This is a genomic window from Oxyplasma meridianum (genome assembly GCF_038024865.1).
Classification (GTDB): domain Archaea; phylum Thermoplasmatota; class Thermoplasmata; order Thermoplasmatales; family Thermoplasmataceae; genus Oxyplasma; species Oxyplasma meridianum.
Window position 1 is genome coordinate 739,237 of record NZ_CP133772.1, and the last position, 21,881, is coordinate 761,117.

The following is a 21,881-nucleotide window of genomic DNA, read 5'->3' on the forward strand; positions in this document are numbered from 1 at the left end:
TTAATCCAGACCGGCGGGAAACAGCAGAAACAGCCATAATGGCATTATCTTTATTGTTACCCTTCCTTATTCATGGATTCCAAACTCGTTGTCTGAGATTATAATCACCGAGGGAAGATCAAATTTATCCAACAATGTTGAAAATTTCTCAATGTTAAAGTTTCCAGACTTTACTTGGATTGCAGTCATATTTCCTTTGTGGGGAAGCATGAAATCTATCTCCTCGTTTCCTTCCCGATAATACATGTCTGCAACAAGCGCCTGGAACAGAAGTTTCTCGAATATTAGACCCATGTCAGGGTAAATTCCCCTGTTAAGTGAAAACAGAAAGGGACTTCTCGAAAAAGAGACTCTTTTCATCTTCCGGAAGCTGGAAAGAGAACCTGGACGCATATTCTTTAATATTCCAAGTATCAGAGAATACTCAAGATAAAATATGTAATTAATTATTGTTTGCTTTGACCTTCCCAGTTTTTTTAAAACGAGTCGTACTTAATTATGAATCCTGAGTTAGATGAAACAATGGATAAGCTGTCAGGGGTCACAAGCTGCCCATGAAGATCATCAGTCGTAACATGCCCATCACTAGAAAAAGATCAAAATGCAAAAAACCATATTCTGCCATAAAGGCAATATTCCATGGTGGCCATGTATTTGTAATTACAGTATCAAGTGTGATGGTTAAGAACATGTTCATGTGCATGATAAGAATGAAAAAGAGAAGAATGATAGTATGAATTATGTAATTATAATAGAAAAAAGAATGAAAAAGTAAAAATGGAAAATAAAAAACAATCATTCATGGATGATCCGGTAAGGAATTCATAACATCTTACATAAACATGAAAAGAGAGGCAAAATTAATAGGTTGTTAGAATTCTTCAAAGGAAAGAGACCAGATAAAATTTAAGGTAAATTCTTGAAATAAAAAAAGTTTGAATAAACTAAGAGGGGGGTTCTCTAATTTTCATCCAGCATTGCTCCTTCAGCAAGAGCCTTAAGTTTCTGCAGGGCTATGCTCTTTGGGACACTTTCCAGACCTGAAAACGTTTCAAACCCACAGTCTGTTCCTCCAAGTACTCTTTCAGACCCTATACCATCAATGTCTAAAAGGCGGTGAAGCTTCAGATTTACAGTTTCAGGTGTCTCTACAAAAGGTGATTTGACATCTATGACACCCGCCGCAAATTTGAGGTTCTTTGGCCAGCCTTGTTCCTTAACATACTTCCTGATTATAAAGGGATCTCCTGCATGTCTTGGATTTGCCACCTCTCCTACAATGGTGCCGGCTTTAAGCTTAAAAAATTCCGGAAGAACTTTTAAATAATCCGGGTCTGTAAGGTGGGAGGCAGCATAGTTGCCATAGCAGTAATGAACCCGTATACCATCTGAGGGGAGAACCTTTATTGCCTCATTGATTGCCTGGATATGCTTAGGCAGGACTGCAATGAAATTTTTCGCCCACTCCACTCCAAGGCTTTTTGCCATTGCCAGATCAGGGGCGTCAATCTGCAGATCCACTCCATCAACAGAAAGTATTGCCCTGTACTCTTTTGCCAGTTCTTTTGAGAGATCAAAGAGAAAGTCCTCATGATCATGATATGCTTTTCCCGGTGGATAAAAGACTGCAATAACTCCAGGTGAAAATGCGGGAATGAAAATTCTCTTAGCTCCAAGTTCTTTGGCAATATTTTTGGCGTCCTGAGATTCTTTCTTTGCGTATTTTTCACCGGTGTATACAATTTTGCTCTCTATTGCGAGAAGATCAAACACCTTTGATCCCTGTATGGATTGTGCCATGAAAGGATTTGCTTCTATGAGTTCATCATAAAATTTTTTTGAGAACTGCTGTGAGATTTTTTTTCACCAGATGAAAATCCGCTGAACCTGTTAGGTATATATGTTGTATATCCTGATTTTCTCTGATCCCCATTGCTCACCCATGACAGACCGACTTTAGATCCAAGAGGATGGATCTGATCCGATACTGCCAGGGTTTCTGCTGATTTGATGGGTTTTTCATCCTTTTCGCTAACTTCACCTGTTCCAGATACCTTTAGAAGATCTTCTATCTCCTTTGGTCTGTAAAAACTGCCTGCCATTGTTGTATCATACATGCAAGATAATTCCCGGAACGCGTTATAAGTGTTATGGTGAATATAATAACTGGGAGTAATATTACCGGGAAATATTTCATTATACCATATGAAAAACCAAAATCATGTGCATCCTGAAATGCATTTTCCTTATCCTTGCCCAAAACTGGATAGATAAATCCCACTTATAATGTAATATATTCATTGCCCATGGATCTTTCGGTTCAAAACAAACTTTCCGACGAATTTTCAAGCACATTATACTGACCAGATTCTATGAATTGAAGCATCTGTGGGGTAAATCCTGTTTGCTGTGAAAGTCACCTTTATCAATGGAGGGTTTCAAGTTGGTCTAATCAGCTTTTTCTAGTTTCCCATCCATTGCATTGTACATTCTAAGTATTATTTCATCGGGAACTTCACCTTTTTCACTTTCTAAAATCTTTTTATAGAGTTCTTTTGCTTTAAGGGACATCTTAATTACTTTGTCTCTGTCGTTTGATAATTTTTCGATGGCTTCTCCAAACTTGTCAGGATCAGATACTATAATCGATTCTGTTATGTCAAAGGCTTCTAATCCCCTTGTACCGATTGGAGTGCTTATAATCGGCAATCCATGGGCAAGATAATCAATCATCTTAAGATTTCTTCCACTCCCTTCAGTAACAGGGTTTAATGCAAGAAAACAACCATTCATTATTTTATTTTTTTTTGCATCATCGATGACACCATGATAAACTATATTCTTCATTTTTGATCCTCTGGCAGGTTTAACACTACCAATGATTTCGAATCTGAATTCTTTGTATCGGTAAGCAATTTCTTCTATACGCTTTAAGGCAGCGTAATTGGGAGCATAGGCAGAACCTATGAACACAATGCTGTTAGAATCGTTTCCCCTCCATTCGCCTTGTTCTGCTCGGATTTCATGAGGGACGTAATATAGTTTATTTTCATCCACAGCATATATTTCAATAAAGTTTTTAATATCCCTTTTAGTAACTGACAGAACAATATTAGCCCTTTTCAGGAGATCACCCTCTATTTTTTTTGATTCCTCCTGAAATCTATTTCCTTTTCTTAGAACATATTCAACATTATGTGCATCATATACGATGAATTTGCCATTCAAAGCATCTTTAACAATAGGATATTGCCATGGGCCTTCAAAAATTATTATTTGTGATGATTCTACAAGTTGCATTAATCTTTTTATATATTTCTTCCTGAGGTACTTTTTTCTGGAGATATAAATTTCAAGAGATCGGTCTCCCTTGATAAATGCCGAACCAGTTAACAATAGTGATCTATACTGTTCAGAATAGCCCGATCTTTCATCCTTTAAAATTGATCCTCCAACAGATATAAGTTTCCGTTCAAGTCTATTAATTAAAGTGTGGCACCTGAGTGAATATGCACTGGCATATTCTGGGATGACCTTTCCATGGGCTATTTGCAAAATAGCAAAATTATTATTACGAACATCTGCATCAATTTTAGAGTCGCTTATGGAGTTGAAATTAATGGACATTCAGTGTAAGTAAACACAAGGTCAAGTTAAATATTTACATAGTTGAGAGATAAAATACATGGTTATAGATTATGACCAATAAAGCTATTTATATAGCTGGCTTTGTGGGTCGTAGCAGAGTCTCTAATAACGCAATCAAATCCGATTAAAAGGATTCTTCAAGAAAAGATGACTGTGAAGGTTCTCAATTATTGGAAATATTTCTATTCCTTAAAGGAGTCCGGAAAAATACCCGTCTTTCACTTAGTGTGCTTAAGATGTATTTTTGTATACTTCCAATAGATTCCTCGCATGGTTCTCTATTGAATATCTCATTGAGAAGCGAATCAATTGTTTAGGGTCTTTCCTTTTTTTTATTGCATTCATGACTACATCTCTGCCGAAGTCATCAATCTTACAGAAATAAGCCTGATCGTCTAACGTTTCCTTAAATACCGGGAGATCATTTACAACTACATTCGTACCGCATGCCATAGCTTCTATTGGCGGAAGACCAAATCCCTCGTTATCGCTGAGATATACAAATAGATCGGCAAAAGTCAGATATTCCCTTAATTTCTTTGAATCCATAGGTCCCAACAACTTCACATTTTCGTAATTTTTTGCTTTACGTGACAGTTCTTCAAATCTGGAACTCCATCCCTGTTTAGGACCTATATGGTATAGATCGATTTCTTTGTCCCCGCCTAAGGCATCGATCAGAACGTCAATTCTTTTTCTTGGATTGAAGTCGCTAACAGAGATCACCTTAACTTTATTGCTTTCCTCATATGGGTTAAAACGTTCAGGAAAGAACTTTTCATGATCTATTGAATGATGCACTACTTTCACTCTACTGTTGTCTATTCCTGTGCGATCAAGGAATGTACCTTTTCCCGTTTCGGTTGACAGAAGTAAAGTCTTTACCTGCAATGCCCTCCCAAAGCTTAGCCTGTAAGCCATCTTATCATACAGAGATTTCATGTATATTTCCGGGTTCAGGAATGGGATTATGTCATGAATTGTTACAATATCTGTTCCCTTTATGACAACATCAGGGGAGAGTGCATGAACAACCTTAGTTTGCCCTTTTTTTGTTGTAGACTGTAAATACTGGAAAAATATGCCAAAATATGGTTTTCCTCTAAAGGACAGTTCAATCTTTCTTACTGAAATGGTTCTGTAATCCACATTCAGGCTGCTGAGTCCTCTTATAGTATTTTCTGCGTATGACTTTGTGCCAGAGCTTCCTTTGATGGACGGCACCACCAGTGTAAGGTCTTCTTTCAATGACCAGTAAAAACAGGAAAGCTTAATTTCCTTTCTATTGGTAACCAATGTACCATACAAGATTTATATTGGTTAAGTCTATCTTCTGGTACATTATTATGATAGAACTTGAATTAGATTCAAAGATATCGATTGGCAACATTATCATAAAGGATGCACTGGGAAGATTCAAATCTCCAGTAGTTGTCTGGAGTGCAGGAAAGGACTCCACAGTGGTTCTTGATATGGTTATGAAGGTCGCAGCAGATAATGGCATGAAAGTTCCACCTGTTCTGTTTATAGACCATGGGGATCATTTCCAGGAGACATGGGATATGCTGAACAAATATGCCAAAGAATGGGGACTTAAATTAGTGATAGCAAAGAATGAGAGAGTTATCAATGCCGTAAAAGACGGTATGATATCCATGTCCGAAATTGGAAATGATAATGCCATGGAAGCCAGAAAAATAGGCTTTAATGGAGATAGCTTCCCCTACAGCCTTGACACAGATGTAGGGAATCATCTCCTCAAAACTGTGGCCATGAATCAAACTATAAGGAGATATGGATTTGATGCCCTTTTCACAGGCATAAGATGGGATGAAAATGCTGCAAGGTCAACTGAAAGATTTTTAAGCCAACGGGAAAACCCACCTCATGTGAGGGTGCATCCAATTCTAACATTCAGGGAGAAAGATATCTGGGATTATATCTTCAGGTTTAAATTACCCATTCATCCAAAATATAAGGAAGGTTACAGGTCAATCGACGGGATAAGAGATTCCACAAAGACCAGCGATAAGCCAGCCTGGGAACAAGACCTTGAAGGAACAAAGGAGAGGGCGGGCAGATCACAGGATAAGGAAGGTATGATGGAAAAACTCAGAAAAATGGGATACATGTAATGCAACATAACGTCATCCTACTGATCTTTGATACTCTCCGTAAGGATTCCATCTATCCATATAATCCCAACTTGAATACGCCTGCAATTAAAAAATTAGTAGAGGATTCCGTCGTTTTTCCTAATGCTGTTTCGCCTGCTTCATGGACGCCTCCCGCACATGGTTCCATATTCACTGGAAAATACCCTTCGAAGTCAGGTATTCATGAAAATCTACAAGACATTGCGGATTTTTCATACCTTATTGATTCTTATTCAGGAAAAACTCTTAGTGAGGTGTTCTCACAAAATGGGTATAACACCTACAGCTATTCACAAAATAATTTAGTAGGAGGTGATACAGGTTTCTCAAGAGGCTTTCATGTTAACTTTTATACCAGAAATGAATTCGACGACAAGAATACAAGACTTCGCTTAAATTATAACAAAATAATAAACGATTGGGGAACTGATGCCAGAAGTGTTTTGAAGACACTTTTTAAAAAAAGGGATTTTTTAGACTTTAGCAAAAAGTATATTGAAATGAGAATGGATAGACAATGGCTCAAGAAGGCAAACTTTGCAGACAAAGGAGGAATAGCAACAATAGAAAATATAAGACAAAGCAAGCTTGAGGAACCATTCTTTCTGTTTGTAAACCTAATGGAAATGCATGACCCACATGAATACAAATCTCTAAAAATAGGCTGGCAGGATTCTGTATTTGGAGAAGCCAATGAATTAAGTAAATTCAGGAGTACTATATTTGGCGGATATGAAAAGGCAGCAACTGACTTGGATATAATAATTTCCAATCTTCTAAAAATGTTAAAAGAAAAAGGGTATTTGGAAAATACAATAATTGCGATTACTTCTGATCATGGTCAGTCTCTATTCGAAGAAAATCGGTATTATGGACATGGTAATCTGCTTTTAGATAAAATTATAGAGGTCCCGCTTATTCTAAAGTTACCCGAAACTAGGAAGTTTTCCGTTGGCAGGGGATATCAGAGCACATCGAAAATATATGAATTTATTCCACAAATAGCCATGGAAAACGTTAATTATGACGTATTGACTAATAATGTTTGTTTCTCGGAATCTTATGGGAGCATTGAAAAAAATATACTTAAGTATAGAAATAAAAATAATTTCCAGGCTAAATTTGATAAAGTAAATTCCATCAGAAAGGCGGTATATTTTGACGAATACAAACTCGTTGTGAACCTTACTCACGGTCAGGTTGAGGAATTTAAAAGAAATGGGAAACCGGTCCAAATTAATGAAAATAGGAACAAATATTTGGAAATGATAAGCGAAATAGAGACTTTTTCTTGGAACGAGGATTTGATATTTCCCTAGGAAAGTAAAGGTTATCCTTTCTTAGTTTCAACTTAAGGAAGAACCAATATATTAAGAACAGTATGCATGATAAATTTGTAAAAATAGTTCTTAAAAAAACATAAAACTCACTTTTCCTTGATGTGTTTCTACCTTATTCTTGATATTCAGATAGTGTATTGAAAATGATGTAAAATCGAAAAAGTCCTGCACAATTTAGATTTGAGAGGTGAAAATATGCAGGATGTATTGGAAATAGTGAAAGAACTGATAAGTAGTTTTCTGAAAGACAGAAAAGAAGGAAAGAAGCACCTTGTTGAATGGTTTCTCAACAGTGTGATGGAGGAGGAAGCATGGATGAAGATATCCCCTTATTTATAAGAGAGAACAGCAGACAGGAAGGCACATGGAAACTGTACAAAAAACAGAACATTGAAGACGGTTGAAGGTAATCTGGAATTGAAGAAACCTCAGATAATGGAATTCCCATTGTAAACCAATGTATTTCAAAGATATTCAAGGGTAGAGAAGGCACTTGATTCCGTCATTCTTGAATCCTATCTGCATGGTCTATCCACACTAAATGTCAGGAAGGTAATAGAATCCCTTGGATTGGAGAATGTATCTGCATCATACGTTTCCTAGATCTCATCACAACTTGATGCATCCGTCAGGACATTCATGGAAAGAAGGATTGAACAGCCCATGAAATTCATATACATAGATGCAACACATCTCAAGATCATGGATGTCAGGAAATTTGGTAACAAATCTCTATAATATGTATAGGAATAAATTCTGAAGGTAGGAGAGAGATTCTGTCAGCCAGATTATATGATTCAGAGATCATGGTGGAATGGGAATCATTCACCTGTTGAACTTACAAAGGAACAAAAAGATCTTATAAATAAGTTTTCAATTTAACTGCAGTGATAAAATGGGGCAAAGATAAGATGAAAATAAAAAAATTAAATTATACTATTAAAGGCTAAAAAATTACTTTAATATATGAGAAGAAGTAATTTTAATATTTTTACTTATAAATATCATATTTAATGTATATTTTATGTGTTTATAAAAATGTAGATTATAATCACCCATTCCTTGTAAACATAAATATAATGGTTTATTATTAAACGAGTCTATTTTTCTTGTAAAATTTTTATCAAGAAAACCATCAATAAAATCCAAATCAAAATAAAAATTTACATCTTCTTTTGAATATAATTTAATAATTTCATTGTATTTATGATTATTATTAATTATATCATAAAATGTATTTGTTATATGAATTCCGTTGTCTTCAACTTTCTTTGTTTTATTTAGTAATATATTTTTGTCAATTTTGTATTTTTTATATAAATATGGATTTAAGAAATATATAATATTAAAATAATTATTTAAAATTTTAATAACATTAATTGTATGGGTTTGTAATCCACCATAAAATGAAATTATATCAGGTCCAATAAAACCAATTGTTATTTTTTTATCCATTTAATTTAGTTATTAATATATAATATATAAACTAGGATAATTTTGCATTTATTTTTTGTCTTTGCGAATTTAATATTTTTCGAGCATAGTTACCAAAAATTAACAAAGATATATATTCAAAAATAGGAAAGATTTTAGATCCTTTATTATAAAATAAAAAATTAGAAAAATAATAAGGTTTATTGTTTTTATTAAAAGAATAGAGCATTAATGAATGAGTAAAAATTAATGCTTTAATATGATTTCTTGCTTTTTTACTTTTAAAAAATTGTAAGAATTTTTTATATTCATTATTAAAGGTTTCAGTTAACTCTATTCTTTTTTTTATATATATATTAAAATCATTTTCAACAATATGAGATGTGGATTTATGACTCATAAATTTTGTTAATATCTCTTTTCCAATTATTATTTTTTTTTTTGATTCTAAGGCAGATGAATACATAAAAGTATCTGGAGAAATTTTTATTTGCTTGAGATAATCATTATTTATTATACTTTTTTTTATTGTTATTGATGACATATTAAAGTCTGGATTATTATTTGATTTTTTTATTTCTTTATAATTCTTATCAACAAAAATAGATCGATTATGATAATAAACCAAATCCTTATTATTTTTGAATAAATTATATATAAATTCCAATTTATTATCATAAAATAAATCATCATCTTCTAAAAAAGATATTATTTTTCCTTTAGCAATGGAAACGATATTGGAAAGATATTCGCCATAATTTTTCATTTCATTTTCTGTAAGTTTTATGTGTTTTATTTTTATTTTATATTTATTAATGCCAAAATCAAAATTCGTTATTAAAATTGTTTCAAAATCTTTAAAAGTTTGATTTTCTAATGATCTTATAGCATTATCCAAATATTCTTTTCTATTAAATGCTGTTACAATAACTGTTATATCCATATATGATTGTGATATTAAATATACATATGAAAGTTTAGTATTGGTTAGGCTCCCTAATTGGAGACAACATTGTCCTATAAGCTCTCATGCTTTTTGATTCTCTTTCATCCATTTTTCATTTATCTCCCTTGGTGTAATATATCCTATTGGGGTATACAGCCTCTCGTTGTTTTAGAAATCAACAAACCTGTCGATGGTTGATTCAGTTTTCTTGAAGTTCTCAAACTCAAACCTTATTATAACCGCTCTCAAAGATTGAATTGAAGGATTCAATGTAAGCATCCTTCTTTGGAGTGGCAAGATGGATGCGTTTATGCGGTATCCCATATAACTATATCAAAACCGTCAATCCTCAATAGGTTTAAGAAAATAAATCCAAACAAAACAATAAACAAACAAATAAAACAGTATAACTTCATACTTATAGGGAACAAGAGGAACAAGATCAACGAGATTATTCCATGTTTACCTTATAGCAAAGATATTCATTGTATTCAATATAATGAATTCATAAACTATAAGTAAGGTAAATTTATAAAAAATCTTGATAAACCAACAATTGCATATTGGAAATCTCTTTATAATGTTCTAACAGAATACTTCAGGCATTCAGACAACAAATTTGATTATATCGATAACAAGGCTGTAAGGAAACATATCCATGCTGATAGAATAAGATACATCGGAAAGGAATCTAACAATATGGATGAGTGATGGGTATTAGGAATTGTTAACAATTTTTACAATGAATATGTTAATGATAAAGAATTCACTAGCTAGATATTAACATTAAAGCCTAAAAATCTTAAAGAATAGGAAATATCTGAAAGATCATGGTTTAGATTTAAAAAAAAGATAATAATCACGGTATCAAGAACGATTTTTTAATACTAAGAAAATTGATATCTATTTATAAGATATCAATACTATAATTACCATTGAATAATACTGTATATACTACTGACAATTTAGAAGTCTTATATACCCCCTATAGCTTGGGGATATAGGACATTACCAATATTTACTTGATTTACTTCCCATTCTCTCTCCCTGACCGAAATCATGGAATATGGTATTAGCACTGCATGCCATGCCATTGCCGAAGGCATTATAAGCCAAGTTCAGAAGAGTTTTCACCACTTTTGATTATTATGTTTCACTGTTCTCTTTCTCTGTATCTCTGTATTCATGATCAATAACATACACATGATGGATATTAAACTGAAGTAGAATGATCTGATCAGCTTCATGAATTTCATGTGCCATCAATTCTTTTCCAAGAACCTGGTTAGGAAGGGTACATGCTTTAAGATCATGAAAATCCTCACACTACATGGTACAGTCTCACATCTTCATGGACTGCAGATATCAAATTTTTGAATAATTTTTTTGCAAATCCGCCCTGGTTATGGAAGAGATTACCCTTATGATCTAAGTGAGAAGAATTGGATTACAAGTGAGAAAACATCCATCAGGAAGAGATCAAACCTGTTCAGCATTCCCGGCATGGTGATCATGTCTTATTGTCTTATATTGTCTTATGAGAATGTGAAAAGATGTGTCCATTCAGTTCCCAGCATAATCATGGAGTATTATGGTTGCTTCCCTTATCATGATCAGGATGTATACATAGACGGTATTGAAAAATGCAGTTCTCTTATAAAGGATTACAGAACAAAAAGTTTCCTTGAAAAGATACTTGATGATCTTGTGGGTGATAAGTTTGTAAATTTATTTTTATTCATCATCTTCATCTTCTTCATGTTCATCTTTTTCTTCACCTTCATGTTCATCATTACACTCTCAATATTCTCCATTCCATATTATATATATATCACTAAAGACAGATGCCATTAAGAATCCATGCTGAAAAGGGTATCATACCAGTATCATACAACCATACATGATCAATATGGGAATAAGAATGAAGAGATGCATGTTCCATATTGATAAAAATATGGTACATAAGATTTGTAAAGATTTGTAAATAAGGAGTGGAGAATGAACTTGACATGGCCATGCGCATGATAAGATGCATGTTCTTTTAGAGTGAAACAGACGTGAAGAGAGTTGGAAAGAACAGTGATGCTATAAGGAAACTCACCAAATGAAAAGGTGAAAAAGAGATGGTTGGAATAGTGCTTGAAAAGATTGAAAGCCTCTATGGTAAAAATGAAATAATGAAGAATTTCATCAAGTCTGTAAAAAAAAATAAAAAAATGTTCCTGTAGATGGAGAATCCTGAAGTGGTAAAGATTTTTGGTCTTGAATAACAGTACTTCTCCATACAGTCATGGCTGTTCAAGCATAGGTTCAAGACCAATGAGGAATTGATTAGGACATCCTATTGGTATCACAGGTACCTATCAAACGGATCTTGACAACGTGAGACATGGAAAAATAATACGGAAGATAGGAATCAGATCAGAGTCAACAAAACTTCTTTGATGACTCTGATCATGGTTTCAGCCTTTTCATCCACCATGTTGTATTCACTCTGTAGATATAGTAACTTGATCATTGTCGTAATAGGGATGTTAGATGCACCTACTCTTTCTGTATGGTTATAATACATGTTATTCAATATCTTAGAGAAGACAGATCAGCCTATTGAATCCTTAACAAAAAAAACAGAAAAATGGTTTATCTTCATGATTGATCATTTCTCCACAATTGAAACATGAAGCAAGCTGATCATACAGTTACGTGAATATCCCATGAATAAATGTTTCTATTAGAACATGTAAACAAGGCTTTAAATTAAGGATCATGTGCAAATGAGTTATTAGAAATCCTTTCCGATTTTCAGTCACTTATTGCAGATGCACGTTTACACAGGTTTGATTACATAAAGACAGTACAATATTATATATGGGCCACAGTATAAAAGATACATGCCCCATTTCCAGACAAACGAGAATGAAATTATGAAAGACGGAGTGGTCCCTAGGGAAAATTCATAGCACATTTCAAGCTGTTTCCTGTACCTAACAAATGTGAGGCTTGTGTATGAAGCCAATCCTCCTCTCAGATAAAATTCAGAAATTTTCATACCAATTAGTGAAATAAAGGAGGCACATGTTTCCAACCCGTTGTTTGGATTGCGTCCATCCATTTCCCCTCTGTCAGGTACACATTAAGAATGGATAATTAATACGTGGAGTTTATAATCAGCAAGCCTTAAGAGTGGTCCTCGGCAATAAAGAAATGGACAATTCCATCCATAACATGCAAGGATAGCATCGACAGGAGAGCTGATGATGATCTGATACGCAGAGCAGAGAAAAGGAACAGGAAAGACTTAAAGCTCTCATCTGATTTTTTCAATCTTTATCCGACAAAGGGAAAAATGATCGGAATGGCATGGAAAAGGGTTTTATGGAGATGAGATGCGGAAAATGTGGGTGGAGGGTGATGGAAGAATCTATTTTCTGCCCATCCTGCCGCCTTAGAATCAAATGACAGGAATGACCGCCTCGGAAATAGAGGTGGGTTTCGTCCAAATCAGATTCTCATGCATTTTATTATCCCTTTTTGCCTAAAAGAAATCTTTCCTCCGGCGTATTGAATTTCAATTCTGCTTCACATCTGAATGGATACCATTCATGATGAAAAAGGAGACTAAAAATCATACTGAAATTTCACATATGAATCCATTTTCGTATACAGGAGTTTGTTGAATCCGTGCATTGTGCCTTTTGTTGATAATATACGGAGTGTGGATGATTATTAACAATATGACGAAAGGCGAAACTTTATTCAACCTTAAAAATATTATCTTTAACATTGCAAGTAACACAGGTTGGAAAATATTCAGATCAGATCAGTTCAGAATTAAGTGAGATCTATTACAGAAGATTCACCATAATTATACCTGCGTATAATGAGGAGAAACGTATAAAGCCGGTTCTTAAGGATATTGTAAAATTTGTTTCAGAAAATAGTCTTCCATGGGAAGTTATTGTCTCAATAGACGGAAATGATGGAACTGCTGACATTGTGAAAACATTTTCAGAAACCTATCCCTTTGTATCATATACAAAATCATCCGGAAGGGGGGGGAAAGGTAGCGCAATTATTCGGGCATCATCTTTTGCTAAGGGTGACTTTGTTATACTGATGGATGCAGACAACAGCATGGAATTCTCGGAGGTTGTAGGCAGAATTCCCCTCATACAAGATTATGTTGCCGTGATACTCTCCCGATATCATGACAAGGGCGATATACCATTAATGAGAAGGTTTTTGAGCAGAGGATTCAACATTCTTGTTCGTACGTTTACAGGTCTCGAGATCGGGGATACTCAGAGCGGATACAAGATTTTTCGGAAGGGTGAGTTTCTTTCGGCGTTGGGAAAAGTTGGCGCAACAAACACATTCTATGACATTTCACTGCTTTACCACATCCACTCTTCCGGAGGGCAGATAATGGAAACTAAAGCTCACTACACCCATGATGAAGGGAGCAAGTTTCACCCCCTTGGAGAGGTTATCGGGCAGGGCATCTCCCTTTTTGCTTTTGCTATAAGACACTCACGTTTTTATCACCTTGTCCCGTCATGGATGATCTCCCTTTATGTGAGGAAATTCAGGTGGATCTAGTTCCTGTAAGATTTATATTGGCCAACTCCCTGACTGATTTTGCAAGATCATACTAAGTGGTTAATTTAAGACCCCTCTTTGTCATGTCTGCCTGTAAGAACATCTAGTATGTCCTGAGGGGATTTGGCACATGCCTTATTTCTGATTCTGCAACTGTTATCTCCCTGACAATCTTTGCTTTCGTATTGAAATCTCTTGAAATTTTGGTTCCTATATTGTAGGATTCTCCGGTGTTCCCGTGAGGAATGTACCTATATTAGATTAACGGGAAAGATCAAAGAGGGAAAAACAATTGAAGTTTATAATAAGACGGGTGCGAAGATTAAAGTATGAAACTGTTATTCATTTTGGGTACTAATTTAAGGGACAAGGTATAATGATAGTAAACACACAATTTAAGGGGAGAAAATTACGATTTCAGCTGGTCAAACATGATGATTATTCTGCTTTTATCAAGTTTTCGTTGAAAGATCTTACCCTCATATATTAAAAAATATAAGTAATGAAGATATAGTTGTGAATGCCGGTGCAAATATAGGGATATTTACAGTTCTGGCGTCCAGCCTTGCAAAACAAGTTATAGCATTTGAACCAGACATTGCAAATCTCAGGATTTTAAGAGAGAATTTGGAACTTAACAAAATAAAAAATGTTACAGTGATTTCTAGATAGTGTACATAAATTCCTGTAAATTTGAAGTGATCTTATACAAAATTACATTATTTCCATATTTATATATTTTCTTGTTAACCATTCCTCATTTATATCCATTATAATTGAATATACTAATCTAAGTACAGAATTATCAGATGGAAATTCCTTATTTTTATAGTTCGTCTCTTGAATTCTTTCATTTAATCTTTCTATTACCTTTCTATTACATTAGTTGTTCTTAACCTCTTTTGCATATTTTTAGGATAATAAAGATAATTGTGTAAAGAATCATGGTATTTCTCAAACATATCACTTGCTTTATTAAGTCCATTCTCTATTAATTTATCCTGCGCTGTTGATATTAAATATTCATTATCTAAAGCTTTTTTATTATCAATGATACATCATCATATCTGTTTTTAGGTATTAATTTCATTATATTCCTCATAAAATGTACATGGCAATATTGCCATGATGAACCCATGAATGATTTAGTTACTGCTTTCCTTATGCCCTTATGCCCATCTGATATTACCATCTCTATATTGTTTAATCCCCTTAGTTTCAGATCATCAAAGAATGATTCCCATTGAATGTCTGATTGAGAATCATATAATTTGAAAATTTAAATGATAATATTTAAATGATAATATCTCTCTATAGCCTTCATTACTTATTCTATTAACATATAATGCTTTGTTTTTATATTTTGAATCTTCCCTTATCTTAAAGTAAGTAGCATCTATATTATAAAAATTTAAATTCTGATGCTATCTTCTTTTCCAAGAATTCCTTTACCTTTATATCAATTTTAGATGTTAATGATGATACATATGATGCCCATATATTGTCTATTCCCAATGATTATACTACCTTTTGAACATTCCTTGTAGATAGACCATTAATATAGGATTCTAATATTACTGATTTCATTGCTTCTTCTATTCTTGAATATCTTTCAAATACTTTTTTTAAAGGAAATTCCCTTATCTGTGGTTTTTCTAATATTATTCTTCCGTCAATTGTATTCAGTGATCTTCTTCTTTTTATTTCTATATGCTTTTCTATTCTCAGATCTTTCATACAATTCAGCCTTTATCATCTGATTAGCCTCTTCATCCATTACATTGTTTAAAAACCATGTAATGAATTTCTTTTTTCCTTCTTTTCCGTCATATAAGTAACTATTTATGAGTTCTTGCATTATTACTTCTTGGTCTTGTATTTTTATCACCTTCAACATAATTGTACAAGACCGTTTTAAATTTACAGCAAAATCTGTAAACTATCTTTCACATCAAAGTATATATTAAAAAATCTTAAAAATAATACTTTATAACACTGTTATGATTTTTATATAAAAATTCAAGAATAAATAAAATCTAAAGCATAAGATGTAAATATTCAAACAAATATCCATAAAATAATACCTGCATATAATGAAGAAAATCGAATAATACCGGTTTTAGATGATATTTCTTCAATTATAAGTTAAAATAAATTGCCATGGAATATTATAGCATCCATAGATGGAAATGATAAGACAATAGATATAGTAAAAGATTATAATAAAAAATATAATTTTATTAAAGGATTAAAAAATAACGGAAGAAACGGCAAAGGCAATGCAATTAAAAATTCTTTAAAATATGTAAGTTCGGATTATGTTTTTTTAATGGATGCAGATAATTCAATGCTATTAAGTGATATCATTAATTCCTTAAACAATTTAAAAAATAATTATGACACAATAATATTTAATAGATATATAAAAAAAATAAAATTCCATTTATAAGAAAATTTATAAGCAGAGGATTTAATTTTCTTGTAAATTCAATATTAAAATTAAACATTAAAGACACTCAAAGTGGATATAAAATAATAAATGCTAAAATGTTTAAAAAAGCAATGAATAAAATTACATTTACAAACACATTTTTTGATGTAGCATTATTATATTATCTAAAAAAAGAAGGTTCAAATACAATAAAAATACCTGTGAAATATAATCATAATGAAAATTCAAAATTCCATGCTTTTGGTGAAATAATAGGGGATGGGATATCATTAATCGCTTTCAGGATAAGACATTTAAGAATTTATAAATATATACCGGATTTTATTGTAAAATTATATTATAAAATATTTAAATGGATTTAACCATTTCTTTAATTCCTGACCTTAAATCATATTCTGGAATAAAATTTAAATCCTTTTTTGCCTTTGATATATCAGCACATGTATATAGTTGATATGTTTTAAATGGAATTTTTTCATATTTTGGTTTTATATTTGAATTCATTTCATCTTTTATAATTTCATATATATCATTGAATTTTGTTGTTATGCCTGTTCCTATATTATATGCTTCACCGTTCTTGCCATTAAGTGCAGCAAGAATATTTGCTTTAGCAACATCTTTTATGTAAATAAAATCACGGCTCTGATTTCCGTCCCCATATATTATCGGTGTTTTATTATTTTTTAAATCATAAATAAATTTATGCATTATGCTTGAATATAATCCTTTAGTATTTTCCCCCAAACCATATGTATTGAAATATCTCATATATATTGTTTCTAAATCAGAATTTTGAGTAAAAAATTTTCCTGAAATTTCATTGAAATATTTTGTCATTGAATATGCACTTATAAAATTTAAATTTAAATCGTTTTCATTTGTTATTTTAAATGTATTTCCATATATTGCAGACGATGATGCAAGAACGACTTTTTTCACTCCTGCTTTTTCAGATAATGACAATACATTAAATGTTCCCTGTAAATTTATTTCATATCCTGTTTCAGGATTCTTTTCAAATTCAGGTGGCGATGTCATTGCAGCCTCATGAAATACTATATCTATATCTTTTAATGCCTTAGATAATTTATCTTTATCTAAAATAGAAGCTTTTATTTTTTTGTCTGCACTGCTATTTCCTTCTTTAATATCATAAGAAACAGTATTCCATCCTTTATTTTTAGCATATAATATTATATTTCGGCCTATAAAACCTTCTCCTCCGGTTACTAAAATATTCATATATGTTGAATGTTAAAATTCATATAAATTTATTTATTGTTGTTATTTAATATATGTTCCTACAATTAAATTTTCACTATTTGATATTTCTATGCCATTGAATATTTTTTTAATTCCAGGATTTTCTTTTATATTGTTTAAATATTTATACAATCTTATTGCCAAATATGGATGTTTTAATGAAAATTTAAATGCATTAAATAAATATTCATTTTTATTTATTCTATTAAAATTATAACCTAAAGATTTTAAAATTTGATCTACCTTATTTTTAGTTCCAAGTAATTCTATTGGAATATATCGTAATTTCCTTATATAATCATATAATATATTTATGGCATCAACTTCAAATCCTTCAATATTTATTTTAATAATATCTATATTATTTTTATTATTATTTTTTAATATTTTATTTAATAATTCTAAAGTTAATGGGTCTGCATCAAAATTTTCATTTTTAAAGGATAAATTTATTTTATTATTATTTTCAGAAATTGCCTTATTTATTGCTATAATATTTTTCAATTTATTATCTTTAATATTTTTATTTAAAATATTATAATCTTTTGGATTAGGCTCTACAGCTAATACTAAACCATTTTTTCCTACTAATTTTGATGCTAATAAACTAAATTATCCTATACCTGCTCCTAAATCAAGAACTGTGTCTCCATTTTTTATATTTTCCATTTTATATACATCTAAAACAAGTACCTCAATAATAGCAGAAATATCATGATTATCCTCAAAAGAAATAGACATATTTTTTATTTTTATATGCATAAAAAATATATAATAAAGATAGTTATAAATTTTTGTTTTATTATTGAAATTAATTGCTATATTATGTTAAATTAATATATATCATTAATATAAACATTATATTGAAGATACTTTGGTTTTCTCACAGGGATATAAAAAATCCAAGATCTGGTGGAGCAGAAAGGACAATATACGAAGTTGGAAAAAGAATTTCTTTAAAGGGAAATATATTTATATGGATATCTGCGTCATGGAATAATAAATATTCTGAAGAAATTATGGATAATATTATTATTAAAAGAGAGAAGAATAATTCATTATTGCATTTAAAAGTTCCTGAAATAATTAAAAGAGAAAAACCGGATTTTATTGTAGATGACATGGGACATGCTGTGCCATTTTTATCTGAAAATTTTACAAAAATTCCAGGAATTGTTTTTTTTCACCATTTGCATAGAAGATCTTTAAAAGGTCAGGTTAATTTTCCAATGAGGATGATTTTATCAGGTTTAGAAGCTTTTTATCCTGTATTTTACAGAAAATGGCATTTTATAACTGAAAGCAATTCATCAATAAACGATTTAATAAATTTGGGAATTCAAAATAAGAGAATAATAAAAATACCTCCTGGCGTTAATACTGAATTGTTTAGGCCTTTAAAAAAAACTGAATTTCCAAGCATAGTTTATTTTGGCGGATTCAGGGATTATAAAAGACCTTGGGAAGTAATTTATGCAGTAAATAATTTAATAAAAAAATGTAATAATATTATGCTTTATATGATAGGTTCAGGTCCATCATTGAATAAAACAATGAAAATATATAATGATTTGGATATTAAAAATAATGTAATTTTTCTAGGCAGAATTAATAATAATGATTTATCAAACATTGTTGGATCTTCATGGCTGAATGTCCATACTTCTATAACTGAAGGTTTTGGTTTTTCTATTTTAGAGGCTTCATCTGCAGGAACTCCTACAATAGCATATGATGTACCTGGTGTAAGGGATGTTATAATACAAAATAAAAATGGTTTTACTGTTAAAGATGGTTCAATAGATGATTTAACAAAAAAAATTGATAATTTTATTTCAAATTATGATAATAGATGGATAAATAGTTCGAGATCTATTGCATTGGAATATTCGTGGGATAAAACTGCTGAATTGTGGTTAACTAATATTAAAAAAACTTTAGAAATATACAAATAAATTTATTTACAATAAAATTAAAAAAGTTTAAATGAACTTTATTATATACTTAAATAATCATAACAATATCTATAATAACATGTTCTAAAAAAACATTTGAATTAAAAAAACCAGCAAAACATGAAAAGTAAAATCTTCTATCAGGTTTTTTTATAGAATATCTATTAGAATATAAATACTAATTAATTATAACTAATTAATTATAACTAATTAAATTATGAAATATTTTAATATAAAGAAGATAGTGTACATAAATTGCTGTAAATTTGAAGTGATCTTATACAAAATTACATTATTTCCATATTTATATATTTTCTTGTTAACCATTCCTCATTTATATCCATTATAATTGAATATACTAATCTAAGTACAGAATTATCAGATGGAAATTCCTTATTTTTATAGTTCGTCTCTTGAATTCTTTCATTTAATCTTTCTATTACCTTTCTATTACATTAGTTGTTCTTAACCTCTTTTGCATATTTTTAGGATAATAAAGATAATTGTGTAAAGAATCATGGTATTTCTCAAACATATCACTTGCTTTATTAAGTCCATTCTCTATTAATTTATCCTGCGCTGTTGATATTAAATATTCATTATCTAAAGCTTTTTTATTATCAATGATACATCATCATATCTGTTTTTAGGTATTAATTTCATTATATTCCTCATAAAATGTACATGGCAATATTGCCATGATGAACCCATGAATGATTTAGTTACTGCTTTCCTTATGCCCTTATGCCCATCTGATATTACCATCTCTATATTGTTTAATCCCCTTAGTTTCAGATCATCAAAGAATGATTCCCATTGAATGTCTGATTGAGAATCATATAATTTGAAAATTTAAATGATAATATTTAAATGATAATATCTCTCTATAGCCTTCATTACTTATTCTATTAACATATAATGCTTTGTTTTTATATTTTGAATCTTCCCTTATCTTAAAGTAAGTAGCATCTATATTATAAAAATTTAAATTCTGATGCTATCTTCTTTTCCAAGAATTCCTTTACCTTTATATCAATTTTAGATGTTAATGATGATACATATGATGCCCATATATTGTCTATTCCCAATGATTATACTACCTTTTGAACATTCCTTGTAGATAGACCATTAATATAGGATTCTAATATTACTGATTTCATTGCTTCTTCTATTCTTGAATATCTTTCAAATACTTTTTTTAAAGGAAATTCCCTTATCTGTGGTTTTTCTAATATTATTCTTCCGTCAATTGTATTCAGTGATCTTCTTCTTTTTATTTCTATATGCTTTTCTATTCTCAGATCTTTCATACAATTCAGCCTTTATCATCTGATTAGCCTCTTCATCCATTACATTGTTTAAAAACCATGTAATGAATTTCTTTTTTCCTTCTTTTCCGTCATATAAGTAACTATTTATGAGTTCTTGCATTATTACTTCTTGGTCTTGTATTTTTATCACCTTCAACATAATTGTACAAGACCGTTTTAAATTTACAGCAAAATCTGTACACTATCAAAGAAGTATTGGATTTCGATTATATGGTTATTATTTATTATTATAATACCTATAATTTCTATTAGAATACTATTATTTTCAGGTGGTTTATATTCATATTCAGATCAACATTTTCCATTATCTTCTTGGTTACCTCCTATTGATATATAATTTCTTTAAATCCATTAAATGGATTTTCTTTTGATAGAATTTTTTTTACATGGTCATATTATTTATTTTCAATTTTTACAAATAATGTAAGAATCTTAGAAAGAGCGTTTTTTACTAGGTTTTCTTATTTTATGTTCCTTTATAATATTTTTTTTATATATATAATTACAAACAAATATTCAGAGAAAGTAAGATTATTAGACAATTTTAAAGGACAAATAAGTAAAATACCGATTTTTATATTTGCATATTATAATTCACCTGCGTTGAATTTAAATGCAGAAGGGGGTATATGGGCAGATTCAACAATTTTAATTCTTATGAGTATATCAATACTTATGATTATAAAAAATAAAGATATTTACATATATATAACTATATCTAGAATTATGATGCTTTCTTTTCTTCTGGACCATG

The 21,881-nt window shown here is 30.9% G+C and carries 22 protein-coding genes and 4 pseudogenes; 11 read left to right on the plus strand and 15 right to left on the minus strand.

The annotated features are described in order from the left end of the window. Positions 1–66: 66 nt before the first annotated feature. Entirely contained in the window at positions 67–393 is a 327-nt protein-coding gene (locus tag OXIME_RS03740; protein WP_393972134.1) for a hypothetical protein, read from the minus strand. A 161-nt stretch (positions 394–554) separates the two neighbouring features. On the opposite strand from OXIME_RS03740, the gene OXIME_RS03745 reads away from it, so the two are divergent. Continuing rightward, a complete protein-coding gene (locus OXIME_RS03745) occupies positions 555–737 on the plus strand; it encodes a hypothetical protein (protein ID WP_393972135.1) in 183 nt (60 codons plus the stop codon). A gap of 223 nt (positions 738–960) precedes the next feature. Here OXIME_RS03745 and OXIME_RS03750 read toward each other — a convergent pair whose 3' ends face one another. The 4 genes from OXIME_RS03750 to OXIME_RS03765 all read right to left on the minus strand — a co-directional run bounded on the left by OXIME_RS03750 (position 961) and on the right by OXIME_RS03765 (position 4,944). Next, entirely contained in the window at positions 961–1,800 is an 840-nt protein-coding gene (locus OXIME_RS03750; RefSeq protein WP_393972136.1) for a hypothetical protein, read from the minus strand. Positions 1,801–1,814: 14 nt separating this feature from the next. Beyond that, complete coding sequence (locus tag OXIME_RS03755; RefSeq protein WP_393972137.1) at positions 1,815–2,117, minus strand: hypothetical protein; 303 nt, start codon at positions 2,115–2,117, stop codon at positions 1,815–1,817. A gap of 331 nt (positions 2,118–2,448) precedes the next feature. Further along, on the minus strand, positions 2,449–3,627 hold the full coding sequence (locus OXIME_RS03760; protein WP_393972138.1) for a glycosyltransferase: 1,179 nt from the start codon (positions 3,625–3,627) through the stop codon (positions 2,449–2,451). A gap of 252 nt (positions 3,628–3,879) precedes the next feature. Beyond that, on the minus strand, positions 3,880–4,944 hold the full coding sequence (locus OXIME_RS03765) for a glycosyltransferase (protein WP_393972139.1): 1,065 nt from the start codon (positions 4,942–4,944) through the stop codon (positions 3,880–3,882). Between the two features lie 50 nt (positions 4,945–4,994). Here OXIME_RS03765 and OXIME_RS03770 point away from each other — a divergent pair, with 50 nt between their 5' ends. From OXIME_RS03770 to OXIME_RS03785, 4 genes and pseudogenes are all read left to right on the plus strand, one after another. After that, on the plus strand, positions 4,995–5,783 hold the full coding sequence (locus OXIME_RS03770) for a phosphoadenosine phosphosulfate reductase family protein (protein ID WP_393972140.1): 789 nt from the start codon (positions 4,995–4,997) through the stop codon (positions 5,781–5,783). Further along, the gene (locus OXIME_RS03775; protein ID WP_393972141.1) at positions 5,783–7,123 is read left to right on the plus strand and encodes a sulfatase-like hydrolase/transferase; all 1,341 of its coding nucleotides are present in this window, start codon (positions 5,783–5,785) and stop codon (positions 7,121–7,123) included. The genes OXIME_RS03770 and OXIME_RS03775 overlap by 1 nt, the downstream gene beginning before the upstream one ends. A gap of 216 nt (positions 7,124–7,339) precedes the next feature. Further along, positions 7,340–7,483: a hypothetical protein gene (locus OXIME_RS03780; RefSeq protein WP_393972142.1), complete on the plus strand. Its 144-nt coding sequence runs from the start codon at positions 7,340–7,342 to the stop codon at positions 7,481–7,483. A 129-nt stretch (positions 7,484–7,612) separates the two neighbouring features. After that, a pseudogene (locus OXIME_RS03785) lies at positions 7,613–7,747 on the plus strand (transposase); the annotation flags it as partial. A 351-nt stretch (positions 7,748–8,098) separates the two neighbouring features. On the opposite strand, the gene OXIME_RS03790 reads toward OXIME_RS03785, so the two are convergent. The 3 genes from OXIME_RS03790 to OXIME_RS03800 all read right to left on the minus strand — a co-directional run bounded on the left by OXIME_RS03790 (position 8,099) and on the right by OXIME_RS03800 (position 9,821). Continuing rightward, complete coding sequence (locus OXIME_RS03790; RefSeq protein WP_393972143.1) at positions 8,099–8,599, minus strand: hypothetical protein; 501 nt, start codon at positions 8,597–8,599, stop codon at positions 8,099–8,101. A 31-nt stretch (positions 8,600–8,630) separates the two neighbouring features. Continuing rightward, positions 8,631–9,521 (minus strand): glycosyltransferase family A protein, encoded by an 891-nt coding sequence (locus OXIME_RS03795; RefSeq protein ID WP_393972144.1) that lies wholly within the window; start codon positions 9,519–9,521, stop codon positions 8,631–8,633. Between the two features lie 171 nt (positions 9,522–9,692). Next, complete coding sequence (locus OXIME_RS03800) at positions 9,693–9,821, minus strand: hypothetical protein (RefSeq protein WP_393972145.1); 129 nt, start codon at positions 9,819–9,821, stop codon at positions 9,693–9,695. A 1,089-nt stretch (positions 9,822–10,910) separates the two neighbouring features. Between OXIME_RS03800 and OXIME_RS03805 the strand changes: the two genes are divergently transcribed. Beyond that, the gene (locus OXIME_RS03805; RefSeq protein ID WP_393972146.1) at positions 10,911–11,378 is read left to right on the plus strand and encodes a hypothetical protein; all 468 of its coding nucleotides are present in this window, start codon (positions 10,911–10,913) and stop codon (positions 11,376–11,378) included. Positions 11,379–11,940: 562 nt separating this feature from the next. On the opposite strand, the gene OXIME_RS03810 is transcribed toward OXIME_RS03805, so the two are convergent. Next, a complete protein-coding gene (locus OXIME_RS03810; protein WP_393972147.1) occupies positions 11,941–12,096 on the minus strand; it encodes a hypothetical protein in 156 nt (51 codons plus the stop codon). 255 nt (positions 12,097–12,351) lie between these two features. Further along, positions 12,352–12,636: a hypothetical protein gene (locus OXIME_RS03815; protein WP_393972148.1), complete on the minus strand. Its 285-nt coding sequence runs from the start codon at positions 12,634–12,636 to the stop codon at positions 12,352–12,354. A 671-nt stretch (positions 12,637–13,307) separates the two neighbouring features. Here OXIME_RS03815 and OXIME_RS03820 point away from each other — a divergent pair. Both OXIME_RS03820 and OXIME_RS03825 read left to right on the plus strand, forming a co-directional pair. Continuing rightward, positions 13,308–14,123: a glycosyltransferase gene (locus OXIME_RS03820; RefSeq protein ID WP_393972149.1), complete on the plus strand. Its 816-nt coding sequence runs from the start codon at positions 13,308–13,310 to the stop codon at positions 14,121–14,123. Positions 14,124–14,606: 483 nt separating this feature from the next. Then, positions 14,607–14,795 carry an FkbM family methyltransferase gene (locus tag OXIME_RS03825; protein ID WP_393972243.1) on the plus strand — a complete coding sequence of 63 codons (189 nt, stop codon included), beginning with the start codon at positions 14,607–14,609 and terminating at the stop codon, positions 14,793–14,795. A gap of 42 nt (positions 14,796–14,837) precedes the next feature. Here the strand turns inward: OXIME_RS03825 and OXIME_RS03830 are convergent. Then, positions 14,838–16,002 (minus strand): annotated as a pseudogene (locus OXIME_RS03830) (IS256 family transposase). Positions 16,003–16,278: 276 nt separating this feature from the next. Here OXIME_RS03830 and OXIME_RS03835 point away from each other — a divergent pair. Next, entirely contained in the window at positions 16,279–16,572 is a 294-nt protein-coding gene (locus OXIME_RS03835; RefSeq protein WP_393972150.1) for a glycosyltransferase, read from the plus strand. Between the two features lie 113 nt (positions 16,573–16,685). Beyond that, the gene (locus tag OXIME_RS03840) at positions 16,686–16,937 is read left to right on the plus strand and encodes a hypothetical protein (RefSeq protein ID WP_393972151.1); all 252 of its coding nucleotides are present in this window, start codon (positions 16,686–16,688) and stop codon (positions 16,935–16,937) included. Here the strand turns inward: OXIME_RS03840 and OXIME_RS03845 are convergent. From OXIME_RS03845 to OXIME_RS03855, 3 genes and pseudogenes are all read right to left on the minus strand, one after another. Continuing rightward, the gene (locus OXIME_RS03845; RefSeq protein ID WP_393972152.1) at positions 16,924–17,820 is read right to left on the minus strand and encodes an NAD-dependent epimerase/dehydratase family protein; all 897 of its coding nucleotides are present in this window, start codon (positions 17,818–17,820) and stop codon (positions 16,924–16,926) included. The genes OXIME_RS03840 and OXIME_RS03845 overlap by 14 nt on opposite strands. A 42-nt stretch (positions 17,821–17,862) precedes the next feature. Continuing rightward, positions 17,863–18,438 (minus strand): annotated as a pseudogene (locus tag OXIME_RS03850) (FkbM family methyltransferase); the annotation flags it as partial. Positions 18,439–18,453: 15 nt separating this feature from the next. Beyond that, positions 18,454–18,603: a hypothetical protein gene (locus tag OXIME_RS03855; RefSeq protein ID WP_393972153.1), complete on the minus strand. Its 150-nt coding sequence runs from the start codon at positions 18,601–18,603 to the stop codon at positions 18,454–18,456. A 101-nt stretch (positions 18,604–18,704) separates the two neighbouring features. Here OXIME_RS03855 and OXIME_RS03860 point away from each other — a divergent pair, with 101 nt between their 5' ends. Continuing rightward, positions 18,705–19,796 (plus strand): glycosyltransferase family 4 protein, encoded by a 1,092-nt coding sequence (locus tag OXIME_RS03860; RefSeq protein ID WP_393972154.1) that lies wholly within the window; start codon positions 18,705–18,707, stop codon positions 19,794–19,796. A 287-nt stretch (positions 19,797–20,083) separates the two neighbouring features. Here the strand turns inward: OXIME_RS03860 and OXIME_RS03865 are convergent. Beyond that, positions 20,084–21,248, minus strand: a pseudogene (locus OXIME_RS03865) (IS256 family transposase). Between the last annotated feature and the right edge of the window lie 633 nt (positions 21,249–21,881).

What these genes read in the sequence shown, in the direction of transcription:
- OXIME_RS03745 (WP_393972135.1), top strand. Translation starts at nt 555, where the DNA reads ATGAAGATCATCAGTCGTAACATGCCCATCACTAGAAAAAGATCAAAA.
- OXIME_RS03780 (WP_393972142.1), top strand. Translation starts at nt 7,340, where the DNA reads ATGCAGGATGTATTGGAAATAGTGAAAGAACTGATAAGTAGTTTTCTG.
- OXIME_RS03740 (WP_393972134.1), bottom strand. Translation starts at nt 393, where the DNA reads ATGCGTCCAGGTTCTCTTTCCAGCTTCCGGAAGATGAAAAGAGTCTCT.
- OXIME_RS03755 (WP_393972137.1), bottom strand. Translation starts at nt 2,117, where the DNA reads ATGTATGATACAACAATGGCAGGCAGTTTTTACAGACCAAAGGAGATA.
- OXIME_RS03810 (WP_393972147.1), bottom strand. Translation starts at nt 12,096, where the DNA reads ATGTATTATAACCATACAGAAAGAGTAGGTGCATCTAACATCCCTATT.
- OXIME_RS03795 (WP_393972144.1), bottom strand. Translation starts at nt 9,521, where the DNA reads ATGGATATAACAGTTATTGTAACAGCATTTAATAGAAAAGAATATTTG.
- OXIME_RS03845 (WP_393972152.1), bottom strand. Translation starts at nt 17,820, where the DNA reads ATGAATATTTTAGTAACCGGAGGAGAAGGTTTTATAGGCCGAAATATA.
- OXIME_RS03840 (WP_393972151.1), top strand. Translation starts at nt 16,686, where the DNA reads ATGAATAAAATTACATTTACAAACACATTTTTTGATGTAGCATTATTA.
- OXIME_RS03750 (WP_393972136.1), bottom strand. Translation starts at nt 1,800, where the DNA reads ATGGCACAATCCATACAGGGATCAAAGGTGTTTGATCTTCTCGCAATA.
- OXIME_RS03775 (WP_393972141.1), top strand. Translation starts at nt 5,783, where the DNA reads ATGCAACATAACGTCATCCTACTGATCTTTGATACTCTCCGTAAGGAT.
- OXIME_RS03815 (WP_393972148.1), bottom strand. Translation starts at nt 12,636, where the DNA reads ATGGATGGACGCAATCCAAACAACGGGTTGGAAACATGTGCCTCCTTT.
- OXIME_RS03760 (WP_393972138.1), bottom strand. Translation starts at nt 3,627, where the DNA reads ATGTCCATTAATTTCAACTCCATAAGCGACTCTAAAATTGATGCAGAT.
- OXIME_RS03790 (WP_393972143.1), bottom strand. Translation starts at nt 8,599, where the DNA reads ATGGATAAAAAAATAACAATTGGTTTTATTGGACCTGATATAATTTCA.
- OXIME_RS03770 (WP_393972140.1), top strand. Translation starts at nt 4,995, where the DNA reads ATGATAGAACTTGAATTAGATTCAAAGATATCGATTGGCAACATTATC.
- OXIME_RS03855 (WP_393972153.1), bottom strand. Translation starts at nt 18,603, where the DNA reads ATGCATATAAAAATAAAAAATATGTCTATTTCTTTTGAGGATAATCAT.